Source organism: Streptomyces sp. NPDC052020 (assembly GCF_040680575.1).
GTDB lineage: Bacteria > Actinomycetota > Actinomycetes > Streptomycetales > Streptomycetaceae > Streptomyces.
In genome coordinates, this window is record NZ_JBFAWY010000060.1 from 1 (window position 1) to 26,216 (window position 26,216).

At 73.6% G+C, this 26,216-nt stretch carries 19 protein-coding genes and 2 pseudogenes; 10 read left to right on the plus strand and 11 right to left on the minus strand.

The window, feature by feature from the left end; translation table 11 throughout:
• Nucleotides 1–704: maltotransferase domain-containing protein (locus tag AB0L74_RS33455; protein ID WP_365660948.1), on the minus strand; the 704-nt coding region annotated here is incomplete at its 3' end.
• 935 nt (nt 705–1,639) lie between these two features.
• Between AB0L74_RS33455 and AB0L74_RS33460 the strand changes: the two genes are divergently transcribed.
• Nucleotides 1,640–4,264, plus strand: coding sequence for a glycosyltransferase family 1 protein (locus AB0L74_RS33460; protein ID WP_365660951.1), 2,625 nt, complete (start codon nt 1,640–1,642; stop codon nt 4,262–4,264).
• Nucleotides 4,265–4,267: 3 nt separating this feature from the next.
• Here the strand turns inward: AB0L74_RS33460 and AB0L74_RS33465 are convergent, their stop codons facing one another.
• From AB0L74_RS33465 to glgX, 9 genes and pseudogenes are all read right to left on the minus strand, one after another.
• On the minus strand, nt 4,268–4,777 hold the full coding sequence (locus AB0L74_RS33465) for a DUF1990 domain-containing protein (RefSeq protein WP_365660954.1): 510 nt from the start codon (nt 4,775–4,777) through the stop codon (nt 4,268–4,270).
• Nucleotides 4,778–4,899: 122 nt separating this feature from the next.
• Nucleotides 4,900–6,567 (minus strand): annotated as a pseudogene (locus AB0L74_RS33470) (M4 family metallopeptidase); the annotation flags it as partial.
• Nucleotides 6,568–7,030: 463 nt separating this feature from the next.
• Nucleotides 7,031–7,555, minus strand: coding sequence for a hypothetical protein (locus tag AB0L74_RS33475; protein ID WP_365660957.1), 525 nt, complete (start codon nt 7,553–7,555; stop codon nt 7,031–7,033).
• A gap of 220 nt (nt 7,556–7,775) precedes the next feature.
• Nucleotides 7,776–7,967, minus strand: a complete 192-nt coding sequence (locus AB0L74_RS33480) for a hypothetical protein (RefSeq protein ID WP_365660960.1) — start codon at nt 7,965–7,967, stop codon at nt 7,776–7,778.
• A gap of 432 nt (nt 7,968–8,399) precedes the next feature.
• Nucleotides 8,400–10,268 carry an ABC transporter ATP-binding protein gene (locus AB0L74_RS33485; RefSeq protein WP_365660963.1) on the minus strand — a complete coding sequence of 623 codons (1,869 nt, stop codon included), beginning with the start codon at nt 10,266–10,268 and terminating at the stop codon, nt 8,400–8,402.
• Nucleotides 10,265–12,088: an ABC transporter ATP-binding protein gene (locus tag AB0L74_RS33490; protein WP_365660966.1), complete on the minus strand. Its 1,824-nt coding sequence runs from the start codon at nt 12,086–12,088 to the stop codon at nt 10,265–10,267. The genes AB0L74_RS33485 and AB0L74_RS33490 overlap by 4 nt, the downstream gene beginning before the upstream one ends.
• A gap of 102 nt (nt 12,089–12,190) precedes the next feature.
• Entirely contained in the window at nt 12,191–13,597 is a 1,407-nt protein-coding gene (locus AB0L74_RS33495; RefSeq protein WP_365660969.1) for a sulfatase-like hydrolase/transferase, read from the minus strand.
• An 84-nt stretch (nt 13,598–13,681) separates the two neighbouring features.
• Complete coding sequence (locus AB0L74_RS33500) at nt 13,682–13,777, minus strand: putative leader peptide (protein WP_365660972.1); 96 nt, start codon at nt 13,775–13,777, stop codon at nt 13,682–13,684.
• Between the two features lie 84 nt (nt 13,778–13,861).
• A complete protein-coding gene (gene glgX, locus AB0L74_RS33505) occupies nt 13,862–16,114 on the minus strand; it encodes a glycogen debranching protein GlgX (protein WP_365660975.1) in 2,253 nt (750 codons plus the stop codon).
• A gap of 154 nt (nt 16,115–16,268) precedes the next feature.
• Here glgX and AB0L74_RS33510 point away from each other — a divergent pair, with 154 nt between their 5' ends.
• From AB0L74_RS33510 to AB0L74_RS33550, 9 genes are all read left to right on the plus strand, one after another.
• Nucleotides 16,269–17,495 carry an Ig-like domain-containing protein gene (locus AB0L74_RS33510; protein ID WP_365660978.1) on the plus strand — a complete coding sequence of 409 codons (1,227 nt, stop codon included), beginning with the start codon at nt 16,269–16,271 and terminating at the stop codon, nt 17,493–17,495.
• 188 nt (nt 17,496–17,683) lie between these two features.
• Entirely contained in the window at nt 17,684–18,922 is a 1,239-nt protein-coding gene (locus tag AB0L74_RS33515) for an Ig-like domain-containing protein (RefSeq protein ID WP_365660981.1), read from the plus strand.
• 97 nt (nt 18,923–19,019) lie between these two features.
• Entirely contained in the window at nt 19,020–19,787 is a 768-nt protein-coding gene (locus AB0L74_RS33520; protein ID WP_365660984.1) for an enoyl-CoA hydratase-related protein, read from the plus strand.
• Between the two features lie 335 nt (nt 19,788–20,122).
• Entirely contained in the window at nt 20,123–20,626 is a 504-nt protein-coding gene (locus AB0L74_RS33525; protein ID WP_365660987.1) for an ATP-binding protein, read from the plus strand.
• Nucleotides 20,627–20,737: 111 nt separating this feature from the next.
• On the plus strand, nt 20,738–21,940 hold the full coding sequence (locus AB0L74_RS33530; RefSeq protein WP_365660991.1) for a hypothetical protein: 1,203 nt from the start codon (nt 20,738–20,740) through the stop codon (nt 21,938–21,940).
• 137 nt (nt 21,941–22,077) lie between these two features.
• Nucleotides 22,078–22,974: a MerR family transcriptional regulator gene (locus tag AB0L74_RS33535; RefSeq protein WP_365660994.1), complete on the plus strand. Its 897-nt coding sequence runs from the start codon at nt 22,078–22,080 to the stop codon at nt 22,972–22,974.
• 49 nt (nt 22,975–23,023) lie between these two features.
• A complete protein-coding gene (locus tag AB0L74_RS33540) occupies nt 23,024–23,236 on the plus strand; it encodes an EF-hand domain-containing protein (RefSeq protein ID WP_365660997.1) in 213 nt (70 codons plus the stop codon).
• A gap of 933 nt (nt 23,237–24,169) precedes the next feature.
• Nucleotides 24,170–24,505: a hypothetical protein gene (locus AB0L74_RS33545; RefSeq protein ID WP_365661000.1), complete on the plus strand. Its 336-nt coding sequence runs from the start codon at nt 24,170–24,172 to the stop codon at nt 24,503–24,505.
• A gap of 2 nt (nt 24,506–24,507) precedes the next feature.
• Complete coding sequence (locus tag AB0L74_RS33550) at nt 24,508–25,458, plus strand: hypothetical protein (protein ID WP_365661003.1); 951 nt, start codon at nt 24,508–24,510, stop codon at nt 25,456–25,458.
• A gap of 350 nt (nt 25,459–25,808) precedes the next feature.
• On the opposite strand, the pseudogene AB0L74_RS33555 reads toward AB0L74_RS33550, so the two are convergent.
• Nucleotides 25,809–26,195, minus strand: a pseudogene (locus tag AB0L74_RS33555) (beta-ketoacyl synthase N-terminal-like domain-containing protein); the annotation flags it as partial.
• Nucleotides 26,196–26,216 lie beyond the last annotated feature (21 nt).

A 26,216-nucleotide genomic window follows, 5' to 3' on the forward strand; every position in this document is an offset into this window, starting at 1 on the left:
CCGTACAGGGCGCGTTCGCGCTCCACGAGCAGGGGCAGCGGCTCGGTGGTGGTGACCAGTTCCCGCAGCGGGTGGCGGGCCAGGACCGCGTCCACCTCCGGCGTCAGCGCCGCCGCAAGCCGTGACGCGGCCGGGCGGGACTCGTCCCGCAGGGCACCGGCGGCGGCGAGGATCTCCCGCCGGCCCGCGCCGTCCGGGACGCCCGCGGCGGCCCGCTCGTACAGCCGCGCGCCCTCCTCCAGGACGAGGGCCGTGTCGATGCCGGCCGGGATCTTGATCCGCGCGTGGCGGCGCCAGGTGGTGACCGGGTCGCCCCACGCCTCCACGGTGTACGTCCACCGGCCGGGGCGCCCGGCGGTGACGGTGGCTCCCCACCGGTCGGTGCCCGGCGCCAGTTCGCGCATCGGCGTCCAGGGGCCGGGGCGGCCGTCCGGGTCCTCCAGCACGACGTTGGCGGCGACCGCGTCGTGCCCCTCCCGGAACACGGTGGCCGATATCTCGAACGACTCGCCGGTCACGGCCTTGGCGGGCCGGCGCCCGTGCTGGACGACCGGGCGGACGTCGAGGACCGGGATGCGCCCGACGGCGGTGGCCTCACCCGCGGGCGCCCGCCCGGGAGTCGGCCGGCCGTCGGCGGCCGGGTGTGCGGGGGCTGCTTCGGTGCTGGGCGTCGGGGGTACCGACGAGTGGTGCCTGGCGGGCATGACCGCTCCTGTCCGCGTCAACGAGGGGTGGGCGGATGACTGTGGGGAGGTGGGTCCTGCGTGGTCTACCTGAGGGGTGTACCGGAGGAGCCTTCCCACACCTTTCGGGTGGGCAATCCGGCACTTTGTTAACTACTCACGCGTATGACGGCGCACAAGTCCGGCCAGGCCGCCCGGCCCGGTCCGGCGTGAGCCGGAGCGCGCGGTGGCACGGGAACCCGGCACACCGGCCCGGCACATGCCGCGCACGCGTCCGGCCCCGCCCGGAAACGGACGGGAACGGTCGGGGCCCGTCGGGGCCCGACGCGTGGCGGCGAAGGGCACGTGTGGTCACCAACGCGCCACCCGCACCGGTCGGTTGGGCGGACCGGGCCCCGCCCCGGCACCGGTCCGGCGGACGTCCCGCCGGCCGGCGCCTTCGCCGCCCGCGTCGGCGTGGCCCGCGGGCGAGTGGCCGGAAAACAGCGCGTCGGCGCCCTCGGTGTACCGGGTGAGGTCACCCGCCGGCTGTCACGGACGCGGGACGCCGACGTGCGGCGGACCGGTCCGGACGGCGAAGCCGTCCAGGACGTCGTCCCAAGAGTGGCTGATTCTCGCCCCCTGGTACGTCCGGTGGAGGCGCTGTCCGCCCCGGTGTGCCGTCCCCTCCCCGGCACGGCGCACGGCTCGCGCTCCACGTCGGCGGCGACCGGCACGGACGGCACGCCCCGTGCGGCCTCTCGTGTGTGTGGGGGACGGCCCCACAAGGTGGCCCGGCTTACGAGGGCGGAATCGGCCATATCGGTTATGTGGAGAGGGGGAAGGGTTGAGGTGATTTCCGGCCGATCGGGCGGCCCGGGGCGAAGCACCCGGCGGGGCCCTGCCGCCGCCGGTACCGTCGCAAGGGACGAGGTGACGCCCACCCGTCCCATCGAGCGACCGCGTTGAGGTGGAATGTGAAGGCGATCCGCCGACTGACCGTCCGTCCCGTCCTCCCCGGCCCCCTGCGGCCCCTCAGCGATCTGGCCCGCAATCTGCGCTGGTCCTGGCATGTCGAGACCCGCGACCTGTTCCAGTCCGTCGACCCCGAGCGCTGGGCCGCCTGCGGCGGCGACCCGGTACGGCTGCTGGGCACCGTCCGCCCCGAGCGCCTCGCCGAGCTGGCCGGCGACCGCCGCTTCCTGCGCCGGCTCACGGCGGTCGCCGACGACCTCGACGACTATCTGACCGGCGAGCGCTGGTACCAGACGCACGACGGCTCCGGTGCCCGGCTTCCCGCCGCCGTGGCCTACTTCTCGCCCGAGTTCGGCATCACCGCCGCCCTGCCGCAGTACTCCGGCGGCCTCGGCATCCTGGCGGGCGACCATCTCAAGGCGGCCAGCGACCTCGGACTGCCGCTCATCGGCGTCGGCCTGCTCTACCGGCACGGCTACTTCCGCCAGACCCTCTCCCGCGACGGCTGGCAGCAGGAGCACTACCCGGTGCTCGACCCCAACGAGCTGCCCCTGACCCCGCTGAAGGAGGACGACGGCACGCCCGCGCAGGTGCGCCTCGCCCTGCCCGCCGGACGGGAGCTGCGCGCCCGGATCTGGCTGGCCCAGATCGGCCGGGTACCGCTGCTGATGCTCGACTCCGACGTGGAGGAGAACGACCTCGGCGAACGCGGCGTGACCGACCGGCTCTACGGCGGCGGCAGCGAGCACCGGCTGCTCCAGGAGATGCTGCTCGGCATAGGGGGGGTCCGGGCGGTGCGCACGTACTGCCGACTCACCGGCCACCCCGAGCCGGAGGTGTTCCATACCAACGAGGGACACGCCGGGTTCCTCGGCCTGGAGCGCATCGCCGAACTGTGCGCGCGCGGCCTGGAGTTCGACGCCGCGCTGGAGGCGGTGCGGGCCGGCACCGTCTTCACCACCCACACCCCCGTCCCGGCCGGCATCGACCGCTTCGACCGCGAACTGGTCGCCCGCCACTTCGGCCCTGCCGCCGAGCTGCCGGGCATCGACGTCGAACGCGTCCTCCAGCTCGGCATGGAGACCTACCCGGGCGGTGAGCCCAACCTGTTCAACATGGCCGTGATGGGCCTGCGGCTGGCCCAGCGCGCCAACGGCGTATCCCTGCTGCACGGCCACGTCAGCCGGGAGATGTTCGCCGGCCTGTGGCCCGGATTCGACCCCGACGAGGTGCCGATCACCTCCGTCACCAACGGCGTGCACGCGCCCACCTGGGTCGCCCCCGAGATGTTCCGGCTCGGCGCCCGGCAGATCGGCGCGCAGCGCACCGAGGACGCCCTGAGCGCCGGCGGCTCGGAGCGCTGGGACGCCGTCGCCGACATCCCCGACCAGGACATCTGGGAGCTGCGCCGCACCCTGCGCGAGCAGCTGGTGACGGAGGTGCGGGCGCGGCTGCGGGCCTCCTGGCGGCAGCGCGGCGCCGGGACGGCCGAGCTGGGCTGGATCGACGACGTCCTCGACCCGGAGGTCCTCACCATCGGGTTCGCGCGGCGTGTCCCGTCGTACAAGCGGCTGACGCTGATGCTCCAGGACCGCGACCGCCTGATGGACCTGCTGCTGCACCCGGAGCGGCCGGTGCAGATCGTGGTCGCGGGCAAGGCGCACCCGGCCGACGACGGCGGCAAGCGGCTCGTCCAGGAACTGGTGCGGTTCGCGGACGACCCGCGGGTGCGGCACCGGATCGTGTTCCTGCCGGACTACGGCATGGCGATGGCGCAGAAGCTCTACCCCGGCTGCGACATCTGGCTGAACAACCCGCTGCGGCCGCTGGAGGCGTGCGGCACCTCCGGGATGAAGGCGGCGCTCAACGGCTGTCTCAACCTCTCCGTGCGCGACGGCTGGTGGGACGAGTGGTTCCAGCCCGACTTCGGCTGGGCGATCCCCACCGCGGACGGGGCGGGCACCGACCCCGACCGGCGGGACGCCGTGGAGGCCGCCGCCCTCTACGACCTGCTGGAACAGCGGGTCACCCCGCGCTTCTACGAGCGCGGCCCGAGCGGGCTGCCGGACCGGTGGATCGAGATGGTCCGCCAGACCCTGAGCCTGCTCGGCCCCAAGGTGCTGGCCGGGCGCATGGTCCGCGAGTACGTCGAGCGCCTCTACGCCCCGGCCGCCGAGGCACACCGCGCGATGGACGCCGACGGGGCGCGCGGCCTGGCCGGGTGGAAGGCCCGGGTGCGGGCGGCCTGGCCCGGCGTGCGCGTCGACCATGTGGAGACGTCCGCCGCCACCACCGCCGAGCTGGGCTCGACGCTGGGGCTGCGGGTGCGCGTGGACCTCGGCGGACTCGCCCCGGACGACGTCGAGGTGCAGGCGGTCTCCGGCCGGGTCGACGGCGACGACCGCATCACCGACGCCACGGCCGTGCCGCTGAAACCGGTGGGCGGGGCGGACACCGAGGGCCGGTGGGTGTACGAGGGGCCGCTCGCCCTGGACCGCACCGGTCCCTTCGGCTACACCGTCCGGGTCCTGCCCGCCCACCGGCTGCTGGCCTCGGGCGCCGAACTCGGACTGGTGACGGTGCCGTCGCAGGACGTGGTCGAGGCGGCGGGGGTGCTGATGAGGTGAGCGTCAGCCCGCGGGGTCCTCGGCGCTGAGCCGCCGCAGCACGGCTCCGCACCGCCGGGCGTAGGCGTGCTGCAACCCCCGGGTCGCCGCCCCGCCCGCCCGGGAGTACCACTTGGCCGGGCGGCTGAAGGCGGTGACGGTCAGCCAGACCGTGCCGTCCCCCGTCCGGTCGACCACGAACGCCTCCTCGCCGCATTCGGGGTGGCCGGGCAGGGTGCCGTAGGCCCAGCCCGCCCGGCGGTGCTCCTCCACCGTCCAGACCACCCGGCAGGGCGCCTTGACCATCCCGGCGAGGGTGACGGTCACGTCGACACCGGGCGCGGCCCGGTCGGCGCCGGCGTCGATGCCGACGCCCACGGCCCGGTGCATCCGCCAGGTCAGAAGCGCCTCGGCCGCCCGCCGGAAGACCGGCTCGCCCTCTCCGAGGCGGGTGCGGACGTGCAGGGAGTGGAAGCCGGGCGGGCAGTGGCCCTGCTCGCGGGTGGCGCCGACGTCGTCGTAGGTGAAGGACATGGGCACCAAGCGTAGGACGGGCGCCGCCCCGGGAGTCGCACCACCGGGACGGCGCCTCGGCCGTGTGCGGCGCGGACCGCGCCGGCGGGGGCGCGGCCGTGCCGCATCGCACCTCAGCCGGTGGCGCGGGAGCCGACGTTGACGGCCGCCCAGGCGTTCTGCACCGCCTTGTACTCGGCGCTGCTCGTGCCGTACAGCTCGCCGGCCGCGGCGAGGGTACCGGTGCGGGCGCCCGCGTAGTTGGTGGTCGAGGTGAACTTGGTGGTCAGCGCCCGGAACCAGATCTTCTCGGCCTTGGCGCGGCCGATGCCGGTGACCGGCAGGCCGTCCGAGGTCGGCGAGTTGTAGGTGACCCCGTTGACGGTCTTGCTGCCGCTGCCCTCGCTCAGCAGGTAGAAGAAGTGGTTGGCGGGGCCGGAGGAGTAGTGCACGTCGACCGAGCCGATGCCCGAGTACCAGCTGTCCTTGGACGCCCCGTCCTTGCTGGGCTTGTCCATGTAGCGCAGCGGGGTGCCGTCGCCGTTGATGTCGATCTCCTCGCCGATGAGGTAGTCACCGACGTCGGAGGAGTTGTTGGCGTAGAACTCGACGGTGCTGCCGAAGATGTCGCTGGTCGCCTCGTTCAGGCCGCCGGACTCGCCGCTGTAGCGCAGGCCCGCGGTGTTGGAGGTCAGGCCGTGCGTCATCTCGTGCGCGGCCACGTCGATCGACGTGAGCGGGTTGGCGTTGCCGGAGCCGTCGCCGTACGTCATGCAGAAGCAGCTGTCCGACCAGAAGGCGTTGACGTAGTTGTTGCCGTAGTGGACCCGCGAGTAGGCGGCCGTGCCGTCACCGCGGATGCCGTTGCGGCCGTGCACGTTCTTGTAGTAGTCCCAGGTCAGCGCGGCGCCGTAGTGGGCGTCGGCGGCGGCCGACTCCAGGTTGGACGGGCTGCCGTTGCCCCAGACGTCGTCGGCGCCGGAGAAGAGGGTGCCGGTGCCGGAGGTGCGGCGGTTGAGGTTGTAGGTCCGGTGGTTGCCGCGGGCCCCGTCGGTGAGGGTGTACGACGATCCGGACTGGGTGGTGGTCAGGGGGACGGTTCCGCTGTACACCGTGTGGCCGGTGCCGTTCTGTATCGCCTGCCACTCGTACAGCTTCTCGCCGGTGCGCGCGTCGGTGATCACGTGCAGTTCGTTCGGGGTGCCGTCGTGCTGGAGGCCGCCGACGACCGTCTCGTAGGCGAGGACCGGGCCGCCGCTCGCGGCCCAGACCACCTTGCGCGGCGCCCGGGTGACGTCCGGGCTCTTGGCCTCCTCCGCCTGCGCCGCGCCGAGCGCCTGCCGCTCGGCCTGGGCGGCGGCGAGCTCGGGCGTGACGGACGGCACCGCGACCTTCGCGCGGGTGGCCTTGACGACGCGTTCGGTGGCGCCGGACGGGGACGTCGCCACCACCAGATCGCCGCCGAGGACCGGCAGCCCGTCGTACGTCCGCTCGTACCGTGTGTGCACGGTTCCGTCGCGGTCCTTGATCACGTCACGGACGATCAGCTTCTCCTTGGCGCCCAGGCCCAGGTCCTTGGCGGTGGCCGCGGTGGCGGCGTCCGCCTCGCGGAGGAGTTCGGCCCGCTGGGCGGGGGTGAGCCGGACCGACTCCGCCCCCGGGGCCGCCTGGGGCGCCTGGGAGGGGGCCGCGGTGGCGGCGCCCGACTGGACGGCGGTGGCGATCAGCGCGGCGACACCGGCGAGGGCGAGGGCGGCGCCGCGGTGGGACGTGAAGTGGGGGGCGGGTCTGCGAGAGGAACGGGTGCTCAACACTGACTCCTTCTGCGCGGCCGCGGGTCGCGCGGCCAGGGGGAGACCGGGCGGCGGGTGGTCCGGCCCGGGCGGAGCAAGGCGGTACGCGGAGAACACGTGCTCGACAGCTGCCGGCCGCGGCACAGCGGTGGGAGTGGCGCTGTGGGGTTGCTGTGGAGCGGCCGTGGGAAGAGTGGCAGGAGATCGGTGCGCTTGTCAGGGCCGCGTCAGCAAGTTGGCCGGAAATCGTTCGTTGTCCGGGAGTTCACGTTCGTTATACGGACTCGTTGCCTGTCTTGCTCTGACCCGCCCCGCCCCGCCTGCTCTGCCCCGCCCTGTTCGGACCGTTGCCCCGCCCCGTTCTGACCCGCCTGCCCTGCCCCGCCCCGCCCCGCCCGTTCCCGGTCCTCGCCCGTCGCCCGGGCCGGTCGGTTACCCGGCCGGGGGAGCCGGGCGGCCCGGTGCGGGCGGGGCGCCGGATTCAGCCCGCGGAGTCGCCGCCCGGGTGGAGCGGCGTCCACGGGGCGTCGTCCCCCGGCAACGGCCCCCACACGAGCCCGCCTCGGTGCAGACCGGGAACCGCCTCCCGCGTCAGCGGACCGGTGCCCTGGACGAAGGCCGCGGCCGAGGCGTTGAGGAACTCGCCGAGCGAGCCGTACCCGGGCGCGGTCAGGGGCTGCGACGGCGGTGTGCCGTCGGCCTGGGAGAAGGCGGCGAGCCGGCCTCCGGGCTCGATGGCCAGGCCGTCCCACGGGGCGAGTGAGTAGTCGGTGACGGCGAAGGGAACCCAGGAACCCCGGAACGCGTCAGCGGCCCCCGCACCGCCGCGGACCGCGGCGACGGCCTCCAGCGGCAGCAGGTGGTGCTGCGCGAGGAAGCGGCCCGGGTCGTACTCGCCGGGGTCGCGGTCCGGGGCCGAGGCGTCCGCGGTCCCGTCACACAGCGTCAGCAGTGCGGCGAGGTCGGGCGGCAGGGGCGCCCCCAGGCCGCTCTCGGCGGACGTCACGTCGGCCGCGGACGCGCCGGGCCGCAGGGTGGCGTGCGAGGCGGGCGCGTGCGCGGCCAGCCAGTCGGTGAGGGTGGTTCAGGCGCGTGGTGCGTCACTCATCGGATCCTCCGTAGAAGCAGGGGAAGGGGCACGCCCACCCGACGTCCGTCGGATGAGCGTGCCCCGTGGCCGGACCGCGCAGGTCAGTCCGTCGGAACCGGCACGGCACAGTGGCCGGTCACTTCATCGAGCACTTGATCATGTCCTGGGACGGGTCGCAGGACGCGAACCGGGCGTTGTCCGGGTCGACCCAGTACTCGTCGCGGTCCAGCAGCCGAAACTGCTTGGCGAAGCTCACGCCGAACGGCTGCATCGACTGCGTGTTGACGTAGTTCGACATCGACGACCGGCCGCACGGCGCGGGCCACACGGGGTCGTCGTAGGTGGTGTCGTTGTGTCGTTGTACAGGTGCTCGCGGGTGCCGTCGCCCTTCGCCACCACCGTCTGCACGCACGGTGCCGCCACGGCCGGCTGGCCGGATATGAAGGCGGCCTCCGCCGCCAGCACGAGAGCGGACGCCAGGGCGATACGGCCTCTTCGGCGCCTCGGACGGGAACGCCCCGCCGTGTATCTGCACAAGGATGTGCCGTCCCTTCCGATCCCGCCGGTCGGCAAGACCACCAAAGGGCGGTAAAGCTGGCCTATACACATACTGTGTGCGGAATGTGGGATTCCGCGTGATCGTCAACACAGTTGCCCAAGGCAAGGTATGCGGCCCGCAGGGATTCGTGGACGGGTCTGAAGATCCCGTGAGAGTCGCTGATGAGCGGTCATGAGGGTGACGGTTCCCTGGCCGCGGCCCTCAGACCAGGCTGTCCCGCCACGCGCGGTGCAGGCCGGCGAACCGGCCGGATCCGGCGATCAGTTCGGCCGGGGTGCCGTCCTCGACGATCCGGCCGTGTTCCATCACCAGCACCCGGTCGGCGATCTCCACGGTCGACAGCCGGTGCGCGATCACCACCGCCGTACGCCCGCGCAGCACCGTCGCCATCGCCCGCTGCACCGCCCGCTCACCCGGGATGTCCAGCGAGCTGGTCGCCTCGTCCAGGATCAGCACCGCCGGATCGGCCAGCAAGGCGCGGGCGAACGCCACCAGTTGCCGCTGGCCCGCGGAGATGCGGCCGCCCCGCTTGCGGACGTCGGTGTCGTAGCCGTCGGGGAGCGCGGAGATGAAGTCGTGGGCGCCGATCGCCTTCGCCGCCCGCTCGACCTCCTCGCGGGCGGCGTCCGGGCGGCCGATCGCGATGTTGTCGGCGACCGTGCCGGAGAACAGGAACGCCTCCTGCGTCACCATCACCACCCCGCGCCGCAGCTCGGCGTTGGCCAGGTCACGCAGGTCGACGCCATCCAGCAACACCCGTCCGCCGGTGGGGTCGTAGAACCGGGCGAGCAGCTTGGCCAGCGTCGACTTGCCCGCGCCGGTCGAGCCGACGACGGCGACGGTCTGCCCGGCGGGCAGGGTGAGGTCGAAGCGGGGCAGCACCTCGCCGCCGGTGCGGTAGGCGAAGCGGACGCCTTCGAAGACGACCTCGCGGCCGGGGGCCCGGGACGCCCGCGGCGGCAGCTCCTTCGGCGCCGACGGCTCCGGCACGGACGGCGTCTGTGCCAGCAGGCCCGCGATCTTCTCCAGGGAGGCCGCCGCCGACTGGCAGGAGTTCAGGAACATGCCCAGCCGGTCGATCGGGTCGTACAGCCGGCGCAGGTACAGCACCGCCGCCGCCAGCGCGCCGAGGGCCAGCGAGCCCTCCGCCACCCGGTGGGCGCCCCACAGCACGATCCCCGCGACGGTCGTGTTGGCGATCAGCCGGGAGCCGGTGACATAGCGGGCCATCTCCAGCAGCGCGTCGCCGTTGGTCCGCTCGTGCCGCCGGTTGAGCTGCGCGAAGTCCGCGTCGTTGGCGGCCTCCCGGCGAAAGGCGCGCACCGGCCGGATGCCGTTCATCGTCTCCACGAACTTCACGATCACGGCCGCCATCGCCGTGGACTTGTTCCGGTACACCTCCCGCGCCCGCCGCCGGTACACCCGGACCATCCCGTACAGCGGCACGAACGACGCCACCGCCACGGCTCCGAGCCCCGGGTCCAGCCAGAGCAGCATCGCCGCGATGGAGACGAAGGACAGCACCACCGTCACCAGCTCCTGGAGCCCCTCGCCGAGCAGCTCCCGCAGCGATTCCACGTCCGTGGTGGAGCGGGAGATGAGCCGGCCGGAGGTGTACCGCTCGTGGAAGTCGACGCTGAGCGCCTGCGCGTGGCGGAAGACACGGCCGCGCAGATCCAGCAGCACGTCCTGGCTGACCCGGGCGGAGGCGGCGATGAACGCGTACTGGAGCGCCCCGGCGCTCAGCGCGCACAGCAGGTAGCCCGCGCCCACGGCGATCAGCGGTCCCCGGTCGCCGCGGGCCAGGGCGGGTACGGCGTGGTCGATGGCGTACGCCACCAGCAGCGGGCCGGCCTGCACCGCCACCTGCTGGAGGAGCAGCAGGAGGGAGGTGACGGCGACGCGGCCCCTCATCGGCGCGAGCAGCGAGCGCAGCAGCGCGGCCGTCGCGCCCGGCGGGGTGGGCAGCACGTCCCGGTCGAAGGGGTCGCCGTCCTCGCCGGGACGGGGGCGGCCGTCCGCGTCGTTCTCGTCGCCGGGAGCGGCGGGGGAGGTGGTGGGGGCCGTCATCGCGCGTCGTCCTCCTGTTCCCCGGTGCCGCCGGTGGCCCCAGGCTCCCCGGAGCCCGACATCAGGTGGGCGTACTCGGCGTTGGCGCGCAGCAGTTCCCGGTGCGTGCCGACGGCGGCGATCCGGCCGCCGGACAGCAGGGCGACCCGGTCGGCGAGCAGCACCGTGGACGGGCGGTGGGCCACGATCAGCGCGGTGGCACCGGCGAGGACACGCCGCAGCGCGGCCTCCACCGCGGCCTCCGTGTGCACGTCCAGCGCGGACAGCGGGTCGTCCAGCACGAGGAACCGCGGCTCGCCCACCACGGCCCGGGCGAGCGCCAGCCGCTGCCGCTGCCCGCCGGACAGGCTCAGGCCCTGCTCGCCGACCTGGGTGCCGGCGCCCTGCGGCAAGGTGTGCACGAATTCGGCGCGGGCCACGGCGAGCGCCCGGTCCAGCTCCGCCGGCCCGGCGCCGTCGCCGGCCCCCATCAGGACGTTCTCGCCGACGCTGGCCGAGAACAGCGTCGGCTCCTCGAACGCGACGGCGACCTGGGCGCGCAGCTCCGCACGGGGCATGGCCGCGATGTCCACGCCGTCCAGCGTGATCCGGCCCCCGGTCACCTCGTGCAGCCGGGGGACGAGCGCGGTCAGCGTCGTCTTGCCGCTGCCCGTCGCCCCGACCAGGGCCACGGACTCGCCGGGGCGGATGTGCAGGTCGACGCCGTCCAGGACGGGCGGGGCGCCGGGCGGGGCGTCGGGATAACGGAAGGTGACGTTCTCGAAGCGCAGCCCCCGGTCGCCGCCGCGGGCGGCCGGTCCGCCGCCCGCCGTCCGCGCCGGCTCCGGTTCCGGCTCGGCGTCCATCACCTCGAAGTACCGCTCGGTGGCCGTCGCCGCCTCCTGGCACATCGCCAGCAGGAAGCCGATGGACTCCACCGGCCACCGCAGCGCCAGCGCCGTCGACAGGAACGCCACCAGCGTGCCCGCCGACAGCCGGCCGCCGGCCACCCGCACGGCCCCGGCCACCAGCGCCGCGCCGACCGCGAGTTCCGGCAGCGTGACGATGACCGCCCAGATCGACGCCAGCAGCCGCGCCTTGCGCAGCTCGGTGCCGCGCAGCGTCCGCGACAGCTCCCGGAACGCCCGCGCCTGGCTGCGGTGCCGCCCGAACCCCTTGATGACCCGGATGCCGAGCACGCTCTCCTCGACCACCGTCGTCAGATCGCCGACCTGGTCCTGCGCCCGCCGCGCCACGGCGGCGTACCGCTTCTCGAAGACCGCGCAGGTGGCGATCACCGGCACGGCGGGGCCGAGGATCACCAGCCCCAGCGTCCAGTCCTGCGCCAGCATGACGGCCACGCCGACGACGATGGTCACCCCGTTGACGAACAGGAACGTCAGCGGGAAGGCGAGGAACATCCGCAACAGCATCAGATCGGTCGTCCCCCGGGACAGCAGCTGCCCGGACGGCCACCGGTCGTGGAAGGCGACCGGCAGCCGTTGCTGATGCCGGTACAGATCCGCCCGCATGCGTGCCTCGACGCCGGCCAGCGGACGCGCCACCAGCCACCGCCGCAGCCCGAACAGCAGGGCCTCGGCGCACCCGAGCAGCAGCAGGCAGAGCGCCCCCAGCCACACGCCCCCGGCGTCCCCGCTCGCGACCGGCCCGTCCACCATCCACTTCAGGACGAGCGGGATCACCAGGCCCAGGCACGAGGCGAGCACCGCGACGCACGCGGCGGTCAGCAGCCGCGCCCGCACCGGCCGCACGTACGGCCACAGGCGCAGCAGCGTGCGAACGGCGGACCGGTCCTGGGCGGCGGGGCGTGTCGGCGGCATCAAGGCGAGCTTACGGACCGTGACCGTCCCTGCCCAGTGAGTTTCGGGGCGCCGCACCCCGGCGGCGGAACCCGGCCGGGGGAGCGGGAGCGGACCGGCCGGTCAGGACGCCGGGTACGGAAGCAGCCCGCTCGCGGTCCTCTCCCAGGCCGCCTTCAGCGCGGCCAGCAACTCGGGCCGTTCGGCGGCCAGATCGGCCTGCTCCCGCGCGTCGGTGGCGAGGTGGTAGAGGTGGTCGTTGCCGTCGGCGTCCTGGTGGTACTTCCAGTCGCCGCGCCGCAGCGCGCGGTTGTTCCGCACCCGCCAGAACAGGTCGCGCTCGGGCGGCTCCTCGCCCCGCAGCAGGTATCCCGCCAGGCTGTGCCCGTCGAGCGGGTAGGCGGGGTCCGGCCGGGCGCCGCCCACCTCCAGCAGGGTCGCCGTCCAGTCCGGCGAGTAGACCGGCTCGCGGCTGACCTGGCGGCCGTCGATCCGCGCGGGCCAGCGCAGGATGGTCGGCACCCGGATGCCGCCCTCCAGCAGCTCGGACTTGCCCCCGCTGAGCGGCCACTGGTAGGAGAACCGCTCCCCGCCGTTGTCGCTGGCGAAGACGACGACGGTGTTCTCCTCCTGCCCGGAGCGGCGCAGCGCGGCCAGCACCTCGCCGACCGCGGCGTCCAGGTTCTCCACCATCTCCTGGTACTTCTCCACCGAGCCGCCGTCGTCGTGCCGCAGCGCGCCCAGCACGCCGCCTTCGCGGATCTTCGCGGCGATCCGAGCGCCGGTCTCCTCGTCGTCCTCCGTCAGCCACGGCCAGTGCGGGGTGGTGAAGTTGAGGTTGAGCAGCCAGGGCCGGTCGTGGTCGCGGGAGACGTACTCGACGGCCCGCTCGGTCAGGACCGTGGTGTAGTAGCGCAGGTCCTGGTACTCGGCGTCGCCCTCGTACAGGTCGTACTCGCCGAGCTGGCCCAGCTTGGAGAAGTACTCCAGGGCGCCGCCGAAGTTGCCGAAGAACTCCTCCCAGCCGGACTTGGTGGGGCTGTAGTCGGGCAGGAAGCCGCAGTGCCACTTGCCGATGAGCGCGGTGGCGTAACCCGCCTTCCTCAGCAGGGACGCGAGGGTGGGGTGGCGCGGGTCCAGTCCCTGGGTCCGGTTGCCGATGGGCTCGGCCAGCCCGCCCTTGGTGCGGCCGGGGAAGCGGCCCGTGTACAGGCTGAACCGGGTCGGCGAGCAGGTCGCCGACCCGGCGTAGGCGTCGGTGAAGCGGACGCCCTGGGCGGCGAGCCGGTCCAGATGCGGGGTTCTGATGTGCGGGGCCCCGTACGACGACAGGTCGGCCCAGCCCAGGTCGTCGCCCAGGATGAACAGGATGTTGGGGCGGCGGACGGGACGGGCACCGCCCTTGCGGGACCGGAAGGGGCGTTCGGCGGGGGCGCCGGGCGCGGCGGCGGCGGTGGTGGTGCCGGCGACCGCGGTGACGGCGCCGCCACCGAGCAGACCGCCGAAGGCGCGACGGGATATCTCGGGCATAGGTGATCCTCGGGACGGGTGTGTCCCGGCCCGGGACACACCTAAGGAAGGGAGGGGAGCGAAAAGAGGGGGAGGGAGAGCGCGTCAGCGACAGACGGCGCTGGACTGCCGGCACAGGTCGACGTGGCGTCGCTCGACGAGCGCGACGCACACGCACCGGTGATCTGCGGCGGACCTCATGACCCGGGACGGTGCCAGGGCGGCCCGGGGAGGGTCAAGGAAACGGCCGGGGCGTTCACGAAGCCGAAACGCGTGACCGCGCTCTCAGCCGGCGACCTTCAGCAGCAGCACCGTCCGCGCCGGCACCGTGATCTCCGCCCCCGCCGGGTGCTCCGTGCCGGGCGGCGCGGCCTGCTCCTCCAGGCCGGTGTCGAGGACCGCCTCGTACCGCTCCGCCCACGGCGGCCCGGGCAGCACGAAGCTCACCGGCCGCTCACCGGCGTGCAGCACGGCGAGGAAGCTGTCGTCGACGACGGGCGCGCCCCGGTCGTCCCGGCCGGGGATGTCCCGCCCGGACAGGTACATCCCGAGCGTGGCGGCGGGCGCGAACCAGTCCCCCTCCGTCATCTCCGTGCCGCGCGGCGTGAACCAGGCCAGATCCCGCAACCCGTCCGAGGAGTGCGCCCGCCCGGAGAAGAAGGCGCGGCGGCGCAGCACCGGATGGCGGTGCCGCAACCGGATCAGCCGGGAGGCGAGGTCGAACAGGGCCCGCCACCCCGGATCGTCCAGCAGGCTCCAGTCCACCCAGCCCAGCTCGTTGTCCTGGCAGTAGGCGTTGTTGTTGCCGCCCTGGGTGCGGCCCATCTCGTCCCCGGCCAGCAGCATCGGCACCCCCGTCGACAGCAGCAGGGTGGTCAGCAGGTTGCGGAGCTGGCGGCGCCGCAGCGCCCGGACGCCCTCGTCGTCCGTCTCGCCCTCCACCCCGCAGTTCCACGACCGGTTGTCGTCCGTGCCGTCCCGGTTGCCCTCGCCGTTGGCCTCGTTGTGCTTGCGCTCGTAGCTGACGAGGTCGCGCAGGGTGAAACCGTCGTGCGAGGTGACGAAGTTGACCGAGGCGTAGGGGCGGCGCCCGCCCCAGGCGTACAGGTCGCTGGAGCCCGACAGCCGGTAGCCCATCTCCCGCACGTCGGGCAGGGCGTGGCGCCAGAAATCCCGCACGGTGTTGCGGTAGCGGTCGTTCCACTCCGTCCACAGCGGCGGGAAGGCGCCCACCTGGTAGCCCCCCGAGCCCACGTCCCACGGTTCGGCGATCAGCTTCACCCGCCGCAGCACCGGATCCTGGGCGATCACCGCGAGGAAGGGGGAGAGCATGTCGACGTCGTGCATGGACCGGGCCAGCGCGGCGGCCAGGTCGAAGCGGAAGCCGTCCACGCCCATCTCGGTCACCCAGTACCGCAGCGAGTCGGTGATCAGCCGCAGCACGTGCGGCTGCACGACGTGCAGGGTGTTGCCGCAGCCGGTGTAGTCGGCGTAGCGGCGGGCGTCCGGCTGGAGACGGTAGTACCCCCGGTTGTCGATGCCCTTCAGCGACAGCGTCGGGCCCAGCTCGTTCGCCTCCGCGGTGTGGTTGTAGACCACGTCGAGGACGACCTCGATCCCGGCGGCGTGCAGCGCGCGCACCATGCGCTTGAACTCGCCGACCTGCTGCCCGGCGGTGCCGGAGGCGGCGTAGGCGGCGTGCGGGGCGAAGTAGCCGATGGAGTTGTAGCCCCAGTGGTTCTTGAGGCCCCGCCGCAGCAGGTGGTCCTCGTGGGCGAACTGGTGCACCGGCATCAGCTCCACCGCCGTCACGCCCAGCTTCACCAGATGCTCGATCGCCGCCGGATGCGCGAGACCGGCGTACGTGCCGCGCAGTTCCTCCGGTATCCCGGGGTGCAGCCGGGTGAAGCCGCGTATGTGCAGCTCGTAGATGACCGAGTCCGCCCACGGCGTCTTCGGGCGGCGGTCGTCCGCCCAGTCGTCGTCATCGTGGACGACGACGCCCTTGGGGACGTACGGCGCCGAGTCCCGGCCGTCGCGCACCGTGTCGGCGACCTGCTGCTCCGGCCAGTCCCGCACATGCCCGTACACCTGGGGCGGCAGCCGGAAGTCGCCGTCCACCGCGCGCGCGTACGGGTCGAGCAGCAGCTTCGCCGGGTTCCAGCGGGCGCCGGTCCACGGGTCCCAGCGGCCGTGCACCCGGTAGCCGTAGCGCTGGCCCGGCAGCACGCCCGGCACGAAGCCGTGCCAGATCTGGTGGGTCAGCTCGGTCAGCGGTATGCGCCGCTCGGCCCCCTGCCCGTCGAACAGGCACAGCTCCACCGCCTCCGCGCCGCCCGCCCACAGCGCGAAGTTGGTGCCCGCCACCCCGTCCGGGCCGACCCGGAAGCGGGCGCCCAGCGGTGTGGGGGCGCCGGGCCACGCGGGGGCGGTGGGGGCCCGGCGCGGCCCGCCGTCCACGGCGGCGGGGTGTTCGTCCTGACCGTCGCCGGCGGCCCGTCCCCCGGCCACCGCCTCCCGCTCGGCTGCGCTGGACACCTGTCAGCCTCCCGCTGCTCGTGGAACGACGCGGAAAAAAGGGCGCACGGTGTCCCGGCCACGGCTCCCCGTCGCGTCGTCCTCCCCAGTGTTCTGCCCAGAGCGTGGCTCGCACTCACGTTTCCCCGGGGCGGCCCCGTCGTTACGGGTGGGTGTGAGGCACGTACAAGGGCGCGCGCGGCGCGCGAGGGCCGTACTGGCCGCCGTACTGACATGGGCAGGACTGCTGGCCGGGGCCGCCGGCTGCACCCCGGGCGGTCCCGGGGCCGGCGGCGTGTTCGGCAAGCCGTCCTCCCCCGAGGACGTCATCCGGATCTCGCCGGCCGACGGCAGCGTGGGCGTCCGGCCGGAGGAGAAGCTGTCGGTGCGGGTGCCCGGCGGCCGGCTGGAATCGGTCCGGGTCGTCAAGTCGCAGGACGCCCGGCGGACCCCGGTGCCCGGCCGCGTCTCCGCCGACGGGCTGCGCTGGGAGCCCGATGAGGGCCGGCTCGCGCTGGCCGCCCGCTACACGGTCGACGCCGTCGCCCTGGACGGCCACGGGCGCCGCTCCGCACGGCACACCACCTTCACCACCTACGTCCCCGGCAAGCGCTTCATCGGGTACGTCACCCCCGAGCACCGCGCCACCGTCGGCACCGGCATGATCGTGTCGCTGGCGTTCAACCGGGAGATCACCCGCCGCGCCGCCGTGGAACGCGCCGTCCGGGTGACCGCCGAGCCCCCCGTGGAGATCCGCCCCCACTGGTTCGGCCGCGACCGGCTCGACTTCCGCCCCGAGCACTACTGGGAGCCCGGCACCAAGGTCACCGTCTCCCTGCGCCTGCGCGACGTCGAAGGGGCGCCCGGGGTGTACGGGCTCCAGGACAGGACGTTCTCCTTCACCGTCGGCCGCAGTCAGGTCTCCGTCGTCGACGCCGCCGCGCACACCATGGAGGTCCGCAGGGACGGCGAGCTGCTCGCCACCGTGCCGATCACCGCCGGCGCCCCGAAGACCACCACGTACAACGGCAAGATGGTGGTGACCGAGATGCTGGAGGTCACCCGGATGAACAGCCGCACGGTCGGCTTCGGCGGCGAGTACGACATCCCGGACGTGCCGCACGCCATGCGCCTGACCGACTCCGGCACCTTCCTGCACGGCAACTACTGGGCGCCCGAAGACGTCTTCGGCCGGACCAACGTCAGTCACGGCTGTGTGGGCCTGCGCGACGACAAGGGCGGCGGCGCGGACACCCCGGCGGGCTGGTTCTTCGACCGCACCCTCATCGGGGACGTCATCGAGGTCGTGCGCAGCGACGACAGGAAGGTCGCGCCCGACAACGGGCTCGGCGGCTGGAACATGAGCTGGCGGGCGTGGAAGGCGGGCAGCGCGCTGCGGTGACCGCGCGGCCGGACGGCCCGCGGCCGATCCCCTCCCCGCGGCTCCCCGGCGGTGTCACCTCCGGACTCGGTACAGGACGGTGACACACGCGGGGCGCCGGCGCCCCTCACCGGGCAGTTAATATGCGCCGGAGCGCGTAGCACGCGTTGGGGTGCGGGCCTGGTCAGGGCCCTGCGAGGGGAGAACAATTGAACGGGCGACCGATATCGGGGGCGTCGGCTGACGCGCGGGGGCGGAGCGGCGGGAGGCTGGCGGCGCTGCTGTGCGGCGCGGTGCTGCTGGCCGTGACCGCGTGCGGCGGCGGGTCGGGTGCCGGAGGCGCCGCCGAAGGCGGGGGCGGGGAATCCGGCGCCGCGCGGAGCAAGCAGTCCGAAGCCGTCGTCACCATCGCCCCGAAGGACGGCGCCAAGGGCGTCGACACCAGCGGCGCCCTGAGGATCGGCGCGGCGAAGGGGAAGCTGACCGAGGTCGTGGTCAAGGACGCCGAGGGCGGCACGGTCGACGGGCGAATATCCGGCGACGGCGCCACCTGGACGCCGTCCACCCACCTGGCCGCCTCCACCACCTACACGGTGCACGCGGTCGCCGAGGACGCCGAGGGCCGCCCCGCGGCCGAGGACTCCCGCTTCACCACCCTCACGCCGAAGAACACCTTCATCGGCCACTTCACCCCCGAGGACGGCTCCACCGTCGGCGTCGGCATGCCGTTCTCCATCCGCTTCACCCGGGGCATCACCCACCCGGAGGACGTCGAGAAGGCCATCCGTATCAAGACGGAGCCGGCCGTCGAGGTCGAGGGCCACTGGTTCGGCAACGACCGGCTCGACTTCCGGCCCGAGAAGTACTGGAAGGCCGGCACCAAGGTCACCGTCGACCTCGACCTCGACGGCGTCGAGGGCCGCGACGGCGTCTACGGCGAGCAGGACAAGACCGTCTCCTTCACCATCGGCCGCAACCAGGTCTCCGTCGTCGACGCCAAGAAGCTGACGATGAAGGTCATGCGGGAGGGCAAGGTCGTCAAGACGATCCCGGTCACCACGGGCGCGCCCGGCTACGAGACGTGGAACGGCCAGATGGTCATCAGCGAGAAGCTCCCGGTGACCCGGATGAACGGCGAGACGGTCGGCTACGGCGGCGAGTACGACATCAAGGACGTCCCGCACGCCATGCGCCTGACCACCTCCGGCACCTTCATCCACGGCAACTACTGGGGCGGGGACGCCTTCGGCAACCGCAACGCCAGCCACGGCTGCGTCGGCCTGCGCGACGTGCGCGGCGGCTGGGACGAGACGGCGCCGGGCGCCTGGTTCTTCGACCACTCGCTCATCGGCGACGTGGTGATCGTGAAGAACTCCGACGACGCCGTCGTGGCCCCGGACAACGGCTACAACGGCTGGAACATGTCCTGGGAGAAGTGGACGGCGTAACAGCCCCCAGCCTGCCGCCGCGCCGCCGGCGGGGACGGTCCCGGTGTGAGCCATCGCACCGGGACCGCTGTCGTTAGTGGCCGTTAACCTGCTGGGCATGACCGTACATCTCGAAGTCGAAGACGGCGTCGGCACGCTGCGCCTGGACCGCCCGCCGATGAACGCGCTGGACATCGCCACCCAGGACCGGCTGAAGGAGCTCGCCGAGGAGGCCGCGCGCCGGGAGGACGTGCGCGCCGTGGTGGTCTACGGCGGCGAGAAGGCGTTCGCGGCCGGCGCGGACATCAAGGAGATGCAGGTGATGGACCACACCGCGATGGTCCTGCGCGCCCGCGCCTTGCAGGACTCCTTCACGGCCGTGGCCCGCATCCCCAAGCCGGTCGTGGCGGCGGTCACGGGCTACGCCCTGGGCGGCGGCTGCGAACTCGCCCTGTGCGCTGACTACCGCATCGCCGGGGACAACGCCAAGCTCGGCCAGCCCGAGATCCTGCTCGGCCTGATCCCGGGCGCGGGCGGCACACAGCGGCTGGCCCGGCTGATCGGCCCCTCCAGGGCCAAGGACCTCATCTTCACGGGCCGGCAGGTCAAGGCCGACGAGGCGCTCGCGCTGGGCCTGGTGGACCGGGTGGTGCCCGCCGCCGAGGTGTACGCCGAGGCGCACGCGTGGGCCGCGCGGCTGGCACGGGGCCCGGCGCTGGCGCTGCGCGCGGCGAAGGAGGCGGTCGACACGGGGCTGGAGACGGACATCGACACCGGGCTCGCCGTCGAACGGAACTGGTTCGCCGGGCTGTTCGCGACGGAGGACCGGGAGCGCGGGATGCGCAGCTTCGTGGAGGAGGGACCCGGCAAGGCGACGTTCCTGTGACATGTGCCGGAAGCCCGGCCGCCCCTTCGTCACCCGGGTGCTGACCGGCGCGGGTCCCCCGATGGGGCGGTTCCGCGCCCGGCCGTGCGGAAGCCGGGAGCCTGCCGCGCCGAGGGACCCGCCGCTCGCGCCCGGCCGTGCCCCGCCGGGGCAGGGCGTGCGGAGGGCCGCCGGCCGGCCGGTTGCGGCAGGTCACCGGGGCGCCGACAGTGCCCTGGCATGTCCCCGGCATATACCTCCCCGCTCCGCGCGGGGCGGCTGGGACACGACTGCCGAGGGAGTGCAATCCCCGGGAACGGCCCCGCGGGACGGCCCGGGCGGCCATGATGGGGGGCATGGCGGGGCTGGAGGGTATGGGACAGCCGCGGGGTGCCGGCCGCGTGACCGCGGCGCGCTGGTCGCCGGCGGTGGAGGATGAACGGGCGCTGAAGGCGCTGGAGTCGTTCGGCAACCCCACGGAGGGCGAGGTCCAGCTCCCCTCCCGTCCCGAGTCCGCGGCCGCCGCGCGCCGGCTCGCGCAGATGGTGGCGCTGCGCCAGTGGGCGCTCCCCCCGAAGCTGACCGAGGACGCCGTACTGCTCGTCTCGGAGCTGGTGGGCAACGCCGTGCACCACACCGGCGCCCGCGTCTTCGGACTGCGGATGCGCCGCCGCCCCGGCTGGATCCGCGTCGAGGTGCGCGACCCCTCGCGCGGGCTGCCGTGTCTGATCCCGGTGCGGGAGACGGACATCAGCGGGCGCGGGCTCTTCCTCGTCGCCAAGCTGTCCGACCGCTGGGGGGTCGATCTGCTGCCGCGCGGCAAGCGGACGTGGTTCGAGATGCGGGTGGCGGAACGCTAGGGCCTGAGCCAGGCGAAAGACCCCGGCGCAGGCCGGAGCGGCGTGCCCCTGACCGGCCGCCGAACGGACGAATCAGCGGGATTTCTCCGTAAAACCCCTTAAATGGGGTGAATGACGCTGACGCATCGCCACCCGGCGCACCGCACCCTGGTGAGAGGCACCCTGATCGCGGGCGTGGCCCTCGCCGCCCTCGCCGCCTGCGGCACCGAGCGCGACGAGCGGGCCGCCGAGCCGCGCCGCACCAAGGCCGCCGCGCCCGCCGCGACCGAGAAGAGGCCCGTCGAGGGGCTGCCCGGCATGCCGCCCGTCCTGGACCCCAAGGACGTCTACGCCGCCGACCGCCCCAACAAGCTCTCCCCGGTGGTCAAGGACTTCCCCTCCCGGGTCTACGTCCCCAACTCCGAGTCCGACACCGTCACGGTCATCGATCCCGCGACGTACGAGATCGTCGACACCCTCCGCGTCGGCCGCCAGCCGCAGCACGTCGTCCCCTCCTGGGACCTGAAGACCCTGTGGGTCAACAACAACCGCGGCCACTCCCTCACCCCCATCGACCCGAAGACCGGCAAGGCGGGCGAGCCGGTGGAGGTGCACGACCCGTACAACCTCTACTTCACGCCCCACGGCAAGTACGCCATCGTGATGGCCTCCCTCGACCGCGAACTGGTCTTCCGGGACCCGCACACCATGAAGCGGGTCAAGACGGTGCCGGTGAGCTGCTACGGCGTCAACCACGCCGACTTCTCCCCGGACGGCCGCTACTTCATCGTCTCCTGCGAGTTCAGCGGCGAGCTGCTGAAGGTCGACACGGAGAAGATGGAGGTCGTCGGGCAGCAGAGGCTGCCGTTCGACGGCGCGATGCCGCAGGACGTGAAGATCTCACCGGACGGCGAGAAGTTCTACATCGCGGACATGATGGCCCACGGGATGTGGGTGCTGGACGGCGACACATTCGCCCAGCCGACCCTGCTGCCCACCGGCAAGGGCTGCCACGGCCTGTACGTCAGCCGCGACTCCCGCGAGATGTACGTCTCCAACCGGGGCGAGGGAACCGTCTCCGTCTTCGACTTCGCCCGGGGCGAGGTCACCAGGAAATGGCGCCTTCCCGACGGCGGCAGCCCCGACATGGGCGGCGTCTCCGCGGACGGCAAGGTGCTGTGGCTGTCGGGGCGCTACGACGCGGAGGTGTACGCCATCGACACCCGCACCGGCACCCAGCTCGCCCGCATCGACGTCGGCAGCGGCCCGCACGGCCTGGCCGTCTATCCGCAGCCCGGCCGCTACTCCCTGGGGCACACCGGCATCTTCCGCTGACCCGGGCACGTTCCGCGTCCCGCCGCGGGGCGCGGGCCGGGACGCACGCGTCCCGGCGCGTCCGCAGCGGCGGAGCGTCCCGCGGCGTATCCGCGCTCCTTGAGTCTCCACCCACGGGAAGGACCACACCCGCGGATGTGATCGACGACGGCACCGGACTGCTCACCATCGGCGAACTGGCGCGGGCCACCGGACTGACCGTGCGCACCATCCGCTACTGGTCCGACGAGGGCGCCCTGCCCCCGGTGGGCCGTTCGACGGGCGGCTACCGGCTCTACGACGCCGGGTCCGTGGCCCGGCTGGAGCCCATCCGGACCCTGCGCGAGCTGGGCCTGGGCCTGGACGACGTACGCGAGGTGCTGGCCGGGGAGCGGACCGTGGCGGAGGTCGCGGCGGCCCACGTGGCGGCGCTGGACGCGCGGATCCGCTCGCTCAGGGCGACCCGCGCGGTGCTGTCGAGCGGGGCGCGACGTGGCTCGACCGCGGAGGAGACGACCCTGACGAACAAGCTGGCACGACTGTCCGCCGCCGAACGCGGGCGGATCATCCAGGAGTTCGCGGACGAGATGTTCCACGGACTCGACACCGCCGACCCGGACATCCGTGAGCGGATGCGCGGCCTGGCCGCCGGCCTGCCCGACGACCCGGCACCCGAACAGGTCGACGCCTGGGTGGAGCCGGCCGAAATGATCCAGGACCCGGAGTTCCGGGCGCATATGCGTGGCGTGGCCGAGTTCAACGCCGCCGACGGCGGGGTCCGGGCGGGGGCGTCGATGTGGTTCGCCAAACGCGTCGTCGAGCTGGCGGGGCGGGCACGGGAGCGCGGCATCGCCCCCGAGGCCCCCCAGGCCGAGGAAGTGCTGCGCGACCTGCTGGGCGACGCCGACCGGACGGCCGTACTCGAACGCCTCCGGGCGTCCTTCGGCGACCGGGTCGCCCGGTACCGCGAGTTGATGGCCATCGTGCGCGGCGCCGGGCCCCGCGAGGAGTTCGCCTGGGTGGTCGCCGCACTGCGCGCGAGGGCGGGCAGCTAATCTGACCTGCGTCAGTAGCACGACCTGAGCACGAGATAGGGGCGGATCGGTGGCGGACATCGAGGAAGCACGCAGGCAGTTCGAGCGGATCGATACGGACGGAGACGGATTCGTCACCGCTGCCGAGTTCAGGACCGCCCTCGCCCAGGGCGGCGACTGGAACGTCACCGAGGCCGTCGCCGAGGCGGTCATCGCCAGCCGTGACCTCGACGGTGACAAGCTGCTGTCGTTCGACGAGTTCTGGACCCACCTGAACAAGTGACCAGCGCCTGAGCGCGCCCGAGGGGGCACCCCGCCGGGAGACCGGCAGGGCGCCCCCTCGTCATGTGCCCGCCGGTTCCGGCCATGCGCCCGCCGCACGCGCACGGTCCGGCGGTCCTGGCGCGGCGGCCGAGGCCGCGGCGTCGGTGCGGGGTCCGGCCGCGCTGCCCGAGTGAGCCTCCCCGCGGACACGGGTGTGAGGCGGGTCAGCTCGCTGCCGACCCGGGCCTCGCGCCCCGAAAGCATCGCGTCACTTCGCGCGGGTGCGGCTGCCCGGAATTCCCGGAGAGGGACCGGGGAACGGCCGGGGAGCGGCCGGAGGCCGGGGAACAGATCGTGCCACCGGCGGTCGGTGGCCGGCCGTCGCGCGGGCACACGCTTCCGTGCCCCGCCGGCTGATCCGTCACGTCCCAAGAGGCTGATGGCGCGCTCCGGGCAAATCCTCGTCCTGGAAAACCCGGCGTGAACAAGTGATTGTTTCTTCGGTCCGAGAGTCCGCGCCGGACCCGGGTGAAACGGACGCGTATTCGCGTCGCCGATGCGTAAATACCGACCGGGTGCGAGCGCCCTTCCGGCGCCTATCGGAACCGCTTCCTATCTCATTCCGCTGAACACCGGCAAGGATATCGTGCGCGTTTGTCAGGTTCCCAGGTAACCGTCTCGAAGAATGAACCACTGCTTGATCCGCTGCCTGGCCGACGTCTAACGTCATCCTCCGTCACGGCGAAGTGTGCGTGTTCACCTGGTCTATCGGCCGGTACGGCGGATTTCCTCGTGGACTTTCGTCGCCGCTCCGGGACCGCGGAGCCGGCCCGGGGGATCGCGTCGCCCACCGCCGCGAACCCGGCCCCTCTTCCGCCGCCGCGCGCGACCGCCCGCGACGCCCCGCGACCCCTCCCAGCGACCCTCCAGCGAATCGACGACGGACACCACTGTGACCAAACGAATAGTGATCAGCGGCGGCGGCGCCAGCGCGGTGAGCTCCCTGGCGCACCCGGCGGGCGACCCCGGCGTGGAACGGATCACCTTCGTGGCGCCCACCCCCATCGGACTGGGCACCGCGTTCGGCACCACCGACCCCCTGCTGCTGTGCTACACCTCCGTCGACGCGACCTCCCAGGTCGCCGACGGCCGCTCCGACTTCACCGGCGCCTGCGGTCTGGCGTCCTTCGTCCACGAGGACGCGGAACCGCTGGAGCACAGCCTGTCGGTGCTGCACGAGGTGGAGGACGCCGGCTCGCTGTTCCGCGTCACGGACCCGGGGAACTGACCATGCCGGTCCTGTGCATCGTCGCCTCCGTCGTCCTCCAGGCCGCCGTCTACGGCTACGTCTCCGGGCGTCTGGACTCCTCCGGGAGCCTCGCCCTGTCGTGCGCCGGGTTCGGCGCCGCGGCCCTGGTCTTCAACGCCGCCCTCCTCGTCCGCGGGGTCCGGCGCGGCCCGGGCGCGCCTGCCGCGCCGCGCGCCCGGGGGCCGCTGGCGCTGATGAACGTGGTCACGGCCGTGACGTTCCTCAGCTTCTACGCCTCCCTGACCTGGATCCCCTCCGCGCTGGCCACCGGGGTGGAGACCGCGATCGGACCGGCCGTGCTCGCGCTGATCGGCCTCACCCGCTTCGCGCGGCGCGTCCCGGGGCGGGGCTGGGCGGCGGCGGCCGTCCTCGTCCTGCTCGGGGTCGGCTGCGGCGTGCGGTTCACCGGCTCCCACGGCCTGTCCACGGACGCGGCCGTACGGGGGCTCGCCCTCGTGCTCGTGGCGGGCGCGGGGGCGGCCGTGCTCGCCCTGATCTCCGCCGAGCTGGGGCGGCGGGGCGTCGACCCCGTGCACGTGACCGCCCACCGCTTCCACCTGACGTACCTGTGCGGGGCGGTGCTGCTGGTCGCGACCGGGGGAACCGGCGGCGCGTGGACGACGGACCTGTCCGGCACGCTCGTCACCGGCCTGCTCGCCGTGACGCTCCCGCTGTTCCTGCTCCAGGCCGGGCTCCAGCGCACCGACCCCATGGTGTCGATGGTGCTCCTGACCACCCTGCCCGGCGCCACCTACCTCGCGGAGACCGCGTTCCACGGCTCCTTCGACCCCGGCGCGCTCGCCCTGATCTGCTGCCTGATCGTCGTGGCGGTGGGGTACGCCCGCGTCTGCGGCGGCGAGCCGGAGACGGCGCCGTCCGCGGTGCCGGGCGGCGACCGCGCCGGGGCCCGCACGCCCGCCACACGGGAGTGAACCTCCGCCCCGCCGTCCGCCCGCCCCGCCGGCCGCCCGGACCCGGCGGGGCTCGGCCCGGCCGAGTCCACACGCACCTCCCGCCGCTCGCCGGCCGCGCGGCGGAACGCGCCGGGACGCGCCTCGGCCGACATCACGTGCACCACCCGCCCGGTCCAGGCCGATGTGACGCAGTGGTGTGCCGCCACCAGATGGCTCAGCCAGTCGGCGTAGGTGCCGGCCAGACGGGCGGCACCGTCCGCCGCCTCCCGCGCGCCGGACTGCCCGCCGATCAGGGCCCTGCATCTCCCGGGCCGTGTTCGCCGAGGGCCGCCGAAGCCCATGCCGTGCCGCGCGTAGTACGGCAGCCGGGGCCCGTACAGGTTCATCCCGCCGCCCGCGTACACGCCCACGCGCAGCCCGTGGTCCGGGCCCGCGTAGCCGCCGTCCTCCAGGGCGTGGGCGCAGCACTCCAGGAACAGCCGGTGGGCGGGATCGGTCAGCTCGGCCTCCCGCGCGCTCATGCCGAAGTACGCGGCGTCGGACAGCCCGGCGCCGTCGAGGACCCCGCCGGCCGGCACCCGGCCCTCCCGGCCGCCGGGGGCGAAGGCGCGGACACTGCACACGCCGTCGCGCAGGTTGCGCCAGAACCGCTCCACATGGTCGGCAGCCGGGCCGCCATGCCCGCCGCGGCACCCGCCCGTCGGGGGCGCTGGAGACCGGGCTGCTCCGGATGGCCCGGGGGCGTGGCATGACATGGCACGAGATCGCTTTCGGGC

What these genes read in the sequence shown, in the direction of transcription:
- AB0L74_RS33465 (WP_365660954.1), bottom strand. Translation starts at nt 4,777, where the DNA reads ATGTCCTTCACCTACGACGACGTCGGCGCCACCCGCGAGCAGGGCCAC.
- AB0L74_RS33485 (WP_365660963.1), bottom strand. Translation starts at nt 10,268, where the DNA reads ATGACGGCCCCCACCACCTCCCCCGCCGCTCCCGGCGACGAGAACGAC.
- AB0L74_RS33490 (WP_365660966.1), bottom strand. Translation starts at nt 12,088, where the DNA reads ATGCCGCCGACACGCCCCGCCGCCCAGGACCGGTCCGCCGTTCGCACG.
- AB0L74_RS33495 (WP_365660969.1), bottom strand. Translation starts at nt 13,597, where the DNA reads ATGCCCGAGATATCCCGTCGCGCCTTCGGCGGTCTGCTCGGTGGCGGC.
- AB0L74_RS33500 (WP_365660972.1), bottom strand. Translation starts at nt 13,777, where the DNA reads ATGAGGTCCGCCGCAGATCACCGGTGCGTGTGCGTCGCGCTCGTCGAG.
- AB0L74_RS33520 (WP_365660984.1), top strand. Translation starts at nt 19,020, where the DNA reads ATGACCGTACATCTCGAAGTCGAAGACGGCGTCGGCACGCTGCGCCTG.
- AB0L74_RS33525 (WP_365660987.1), top strand. Translation starts at nt 20,123, where the DNA reads ATGGCGGGGCTGGAGGGTATGGGACAGCCGCGGGGTGCCGGCCGCGTG.
- AB0L74_RS33530 (WP_365660991.1), top strand. Translation starts at nt 20,738, where the DNA reads ATGACGCTGACGCATCGCCACCCGGCGCACCGCACCCTGGTGAGAGGC.
- AB0L74_RS33550 (WP_365661003.1), top strand. Translation starts at nt 24,508, where the DNA reads ATGCCGGTCCTGTGCATCGTCGCCTCCGTCGTCCTCCAGGCCGCCGTC.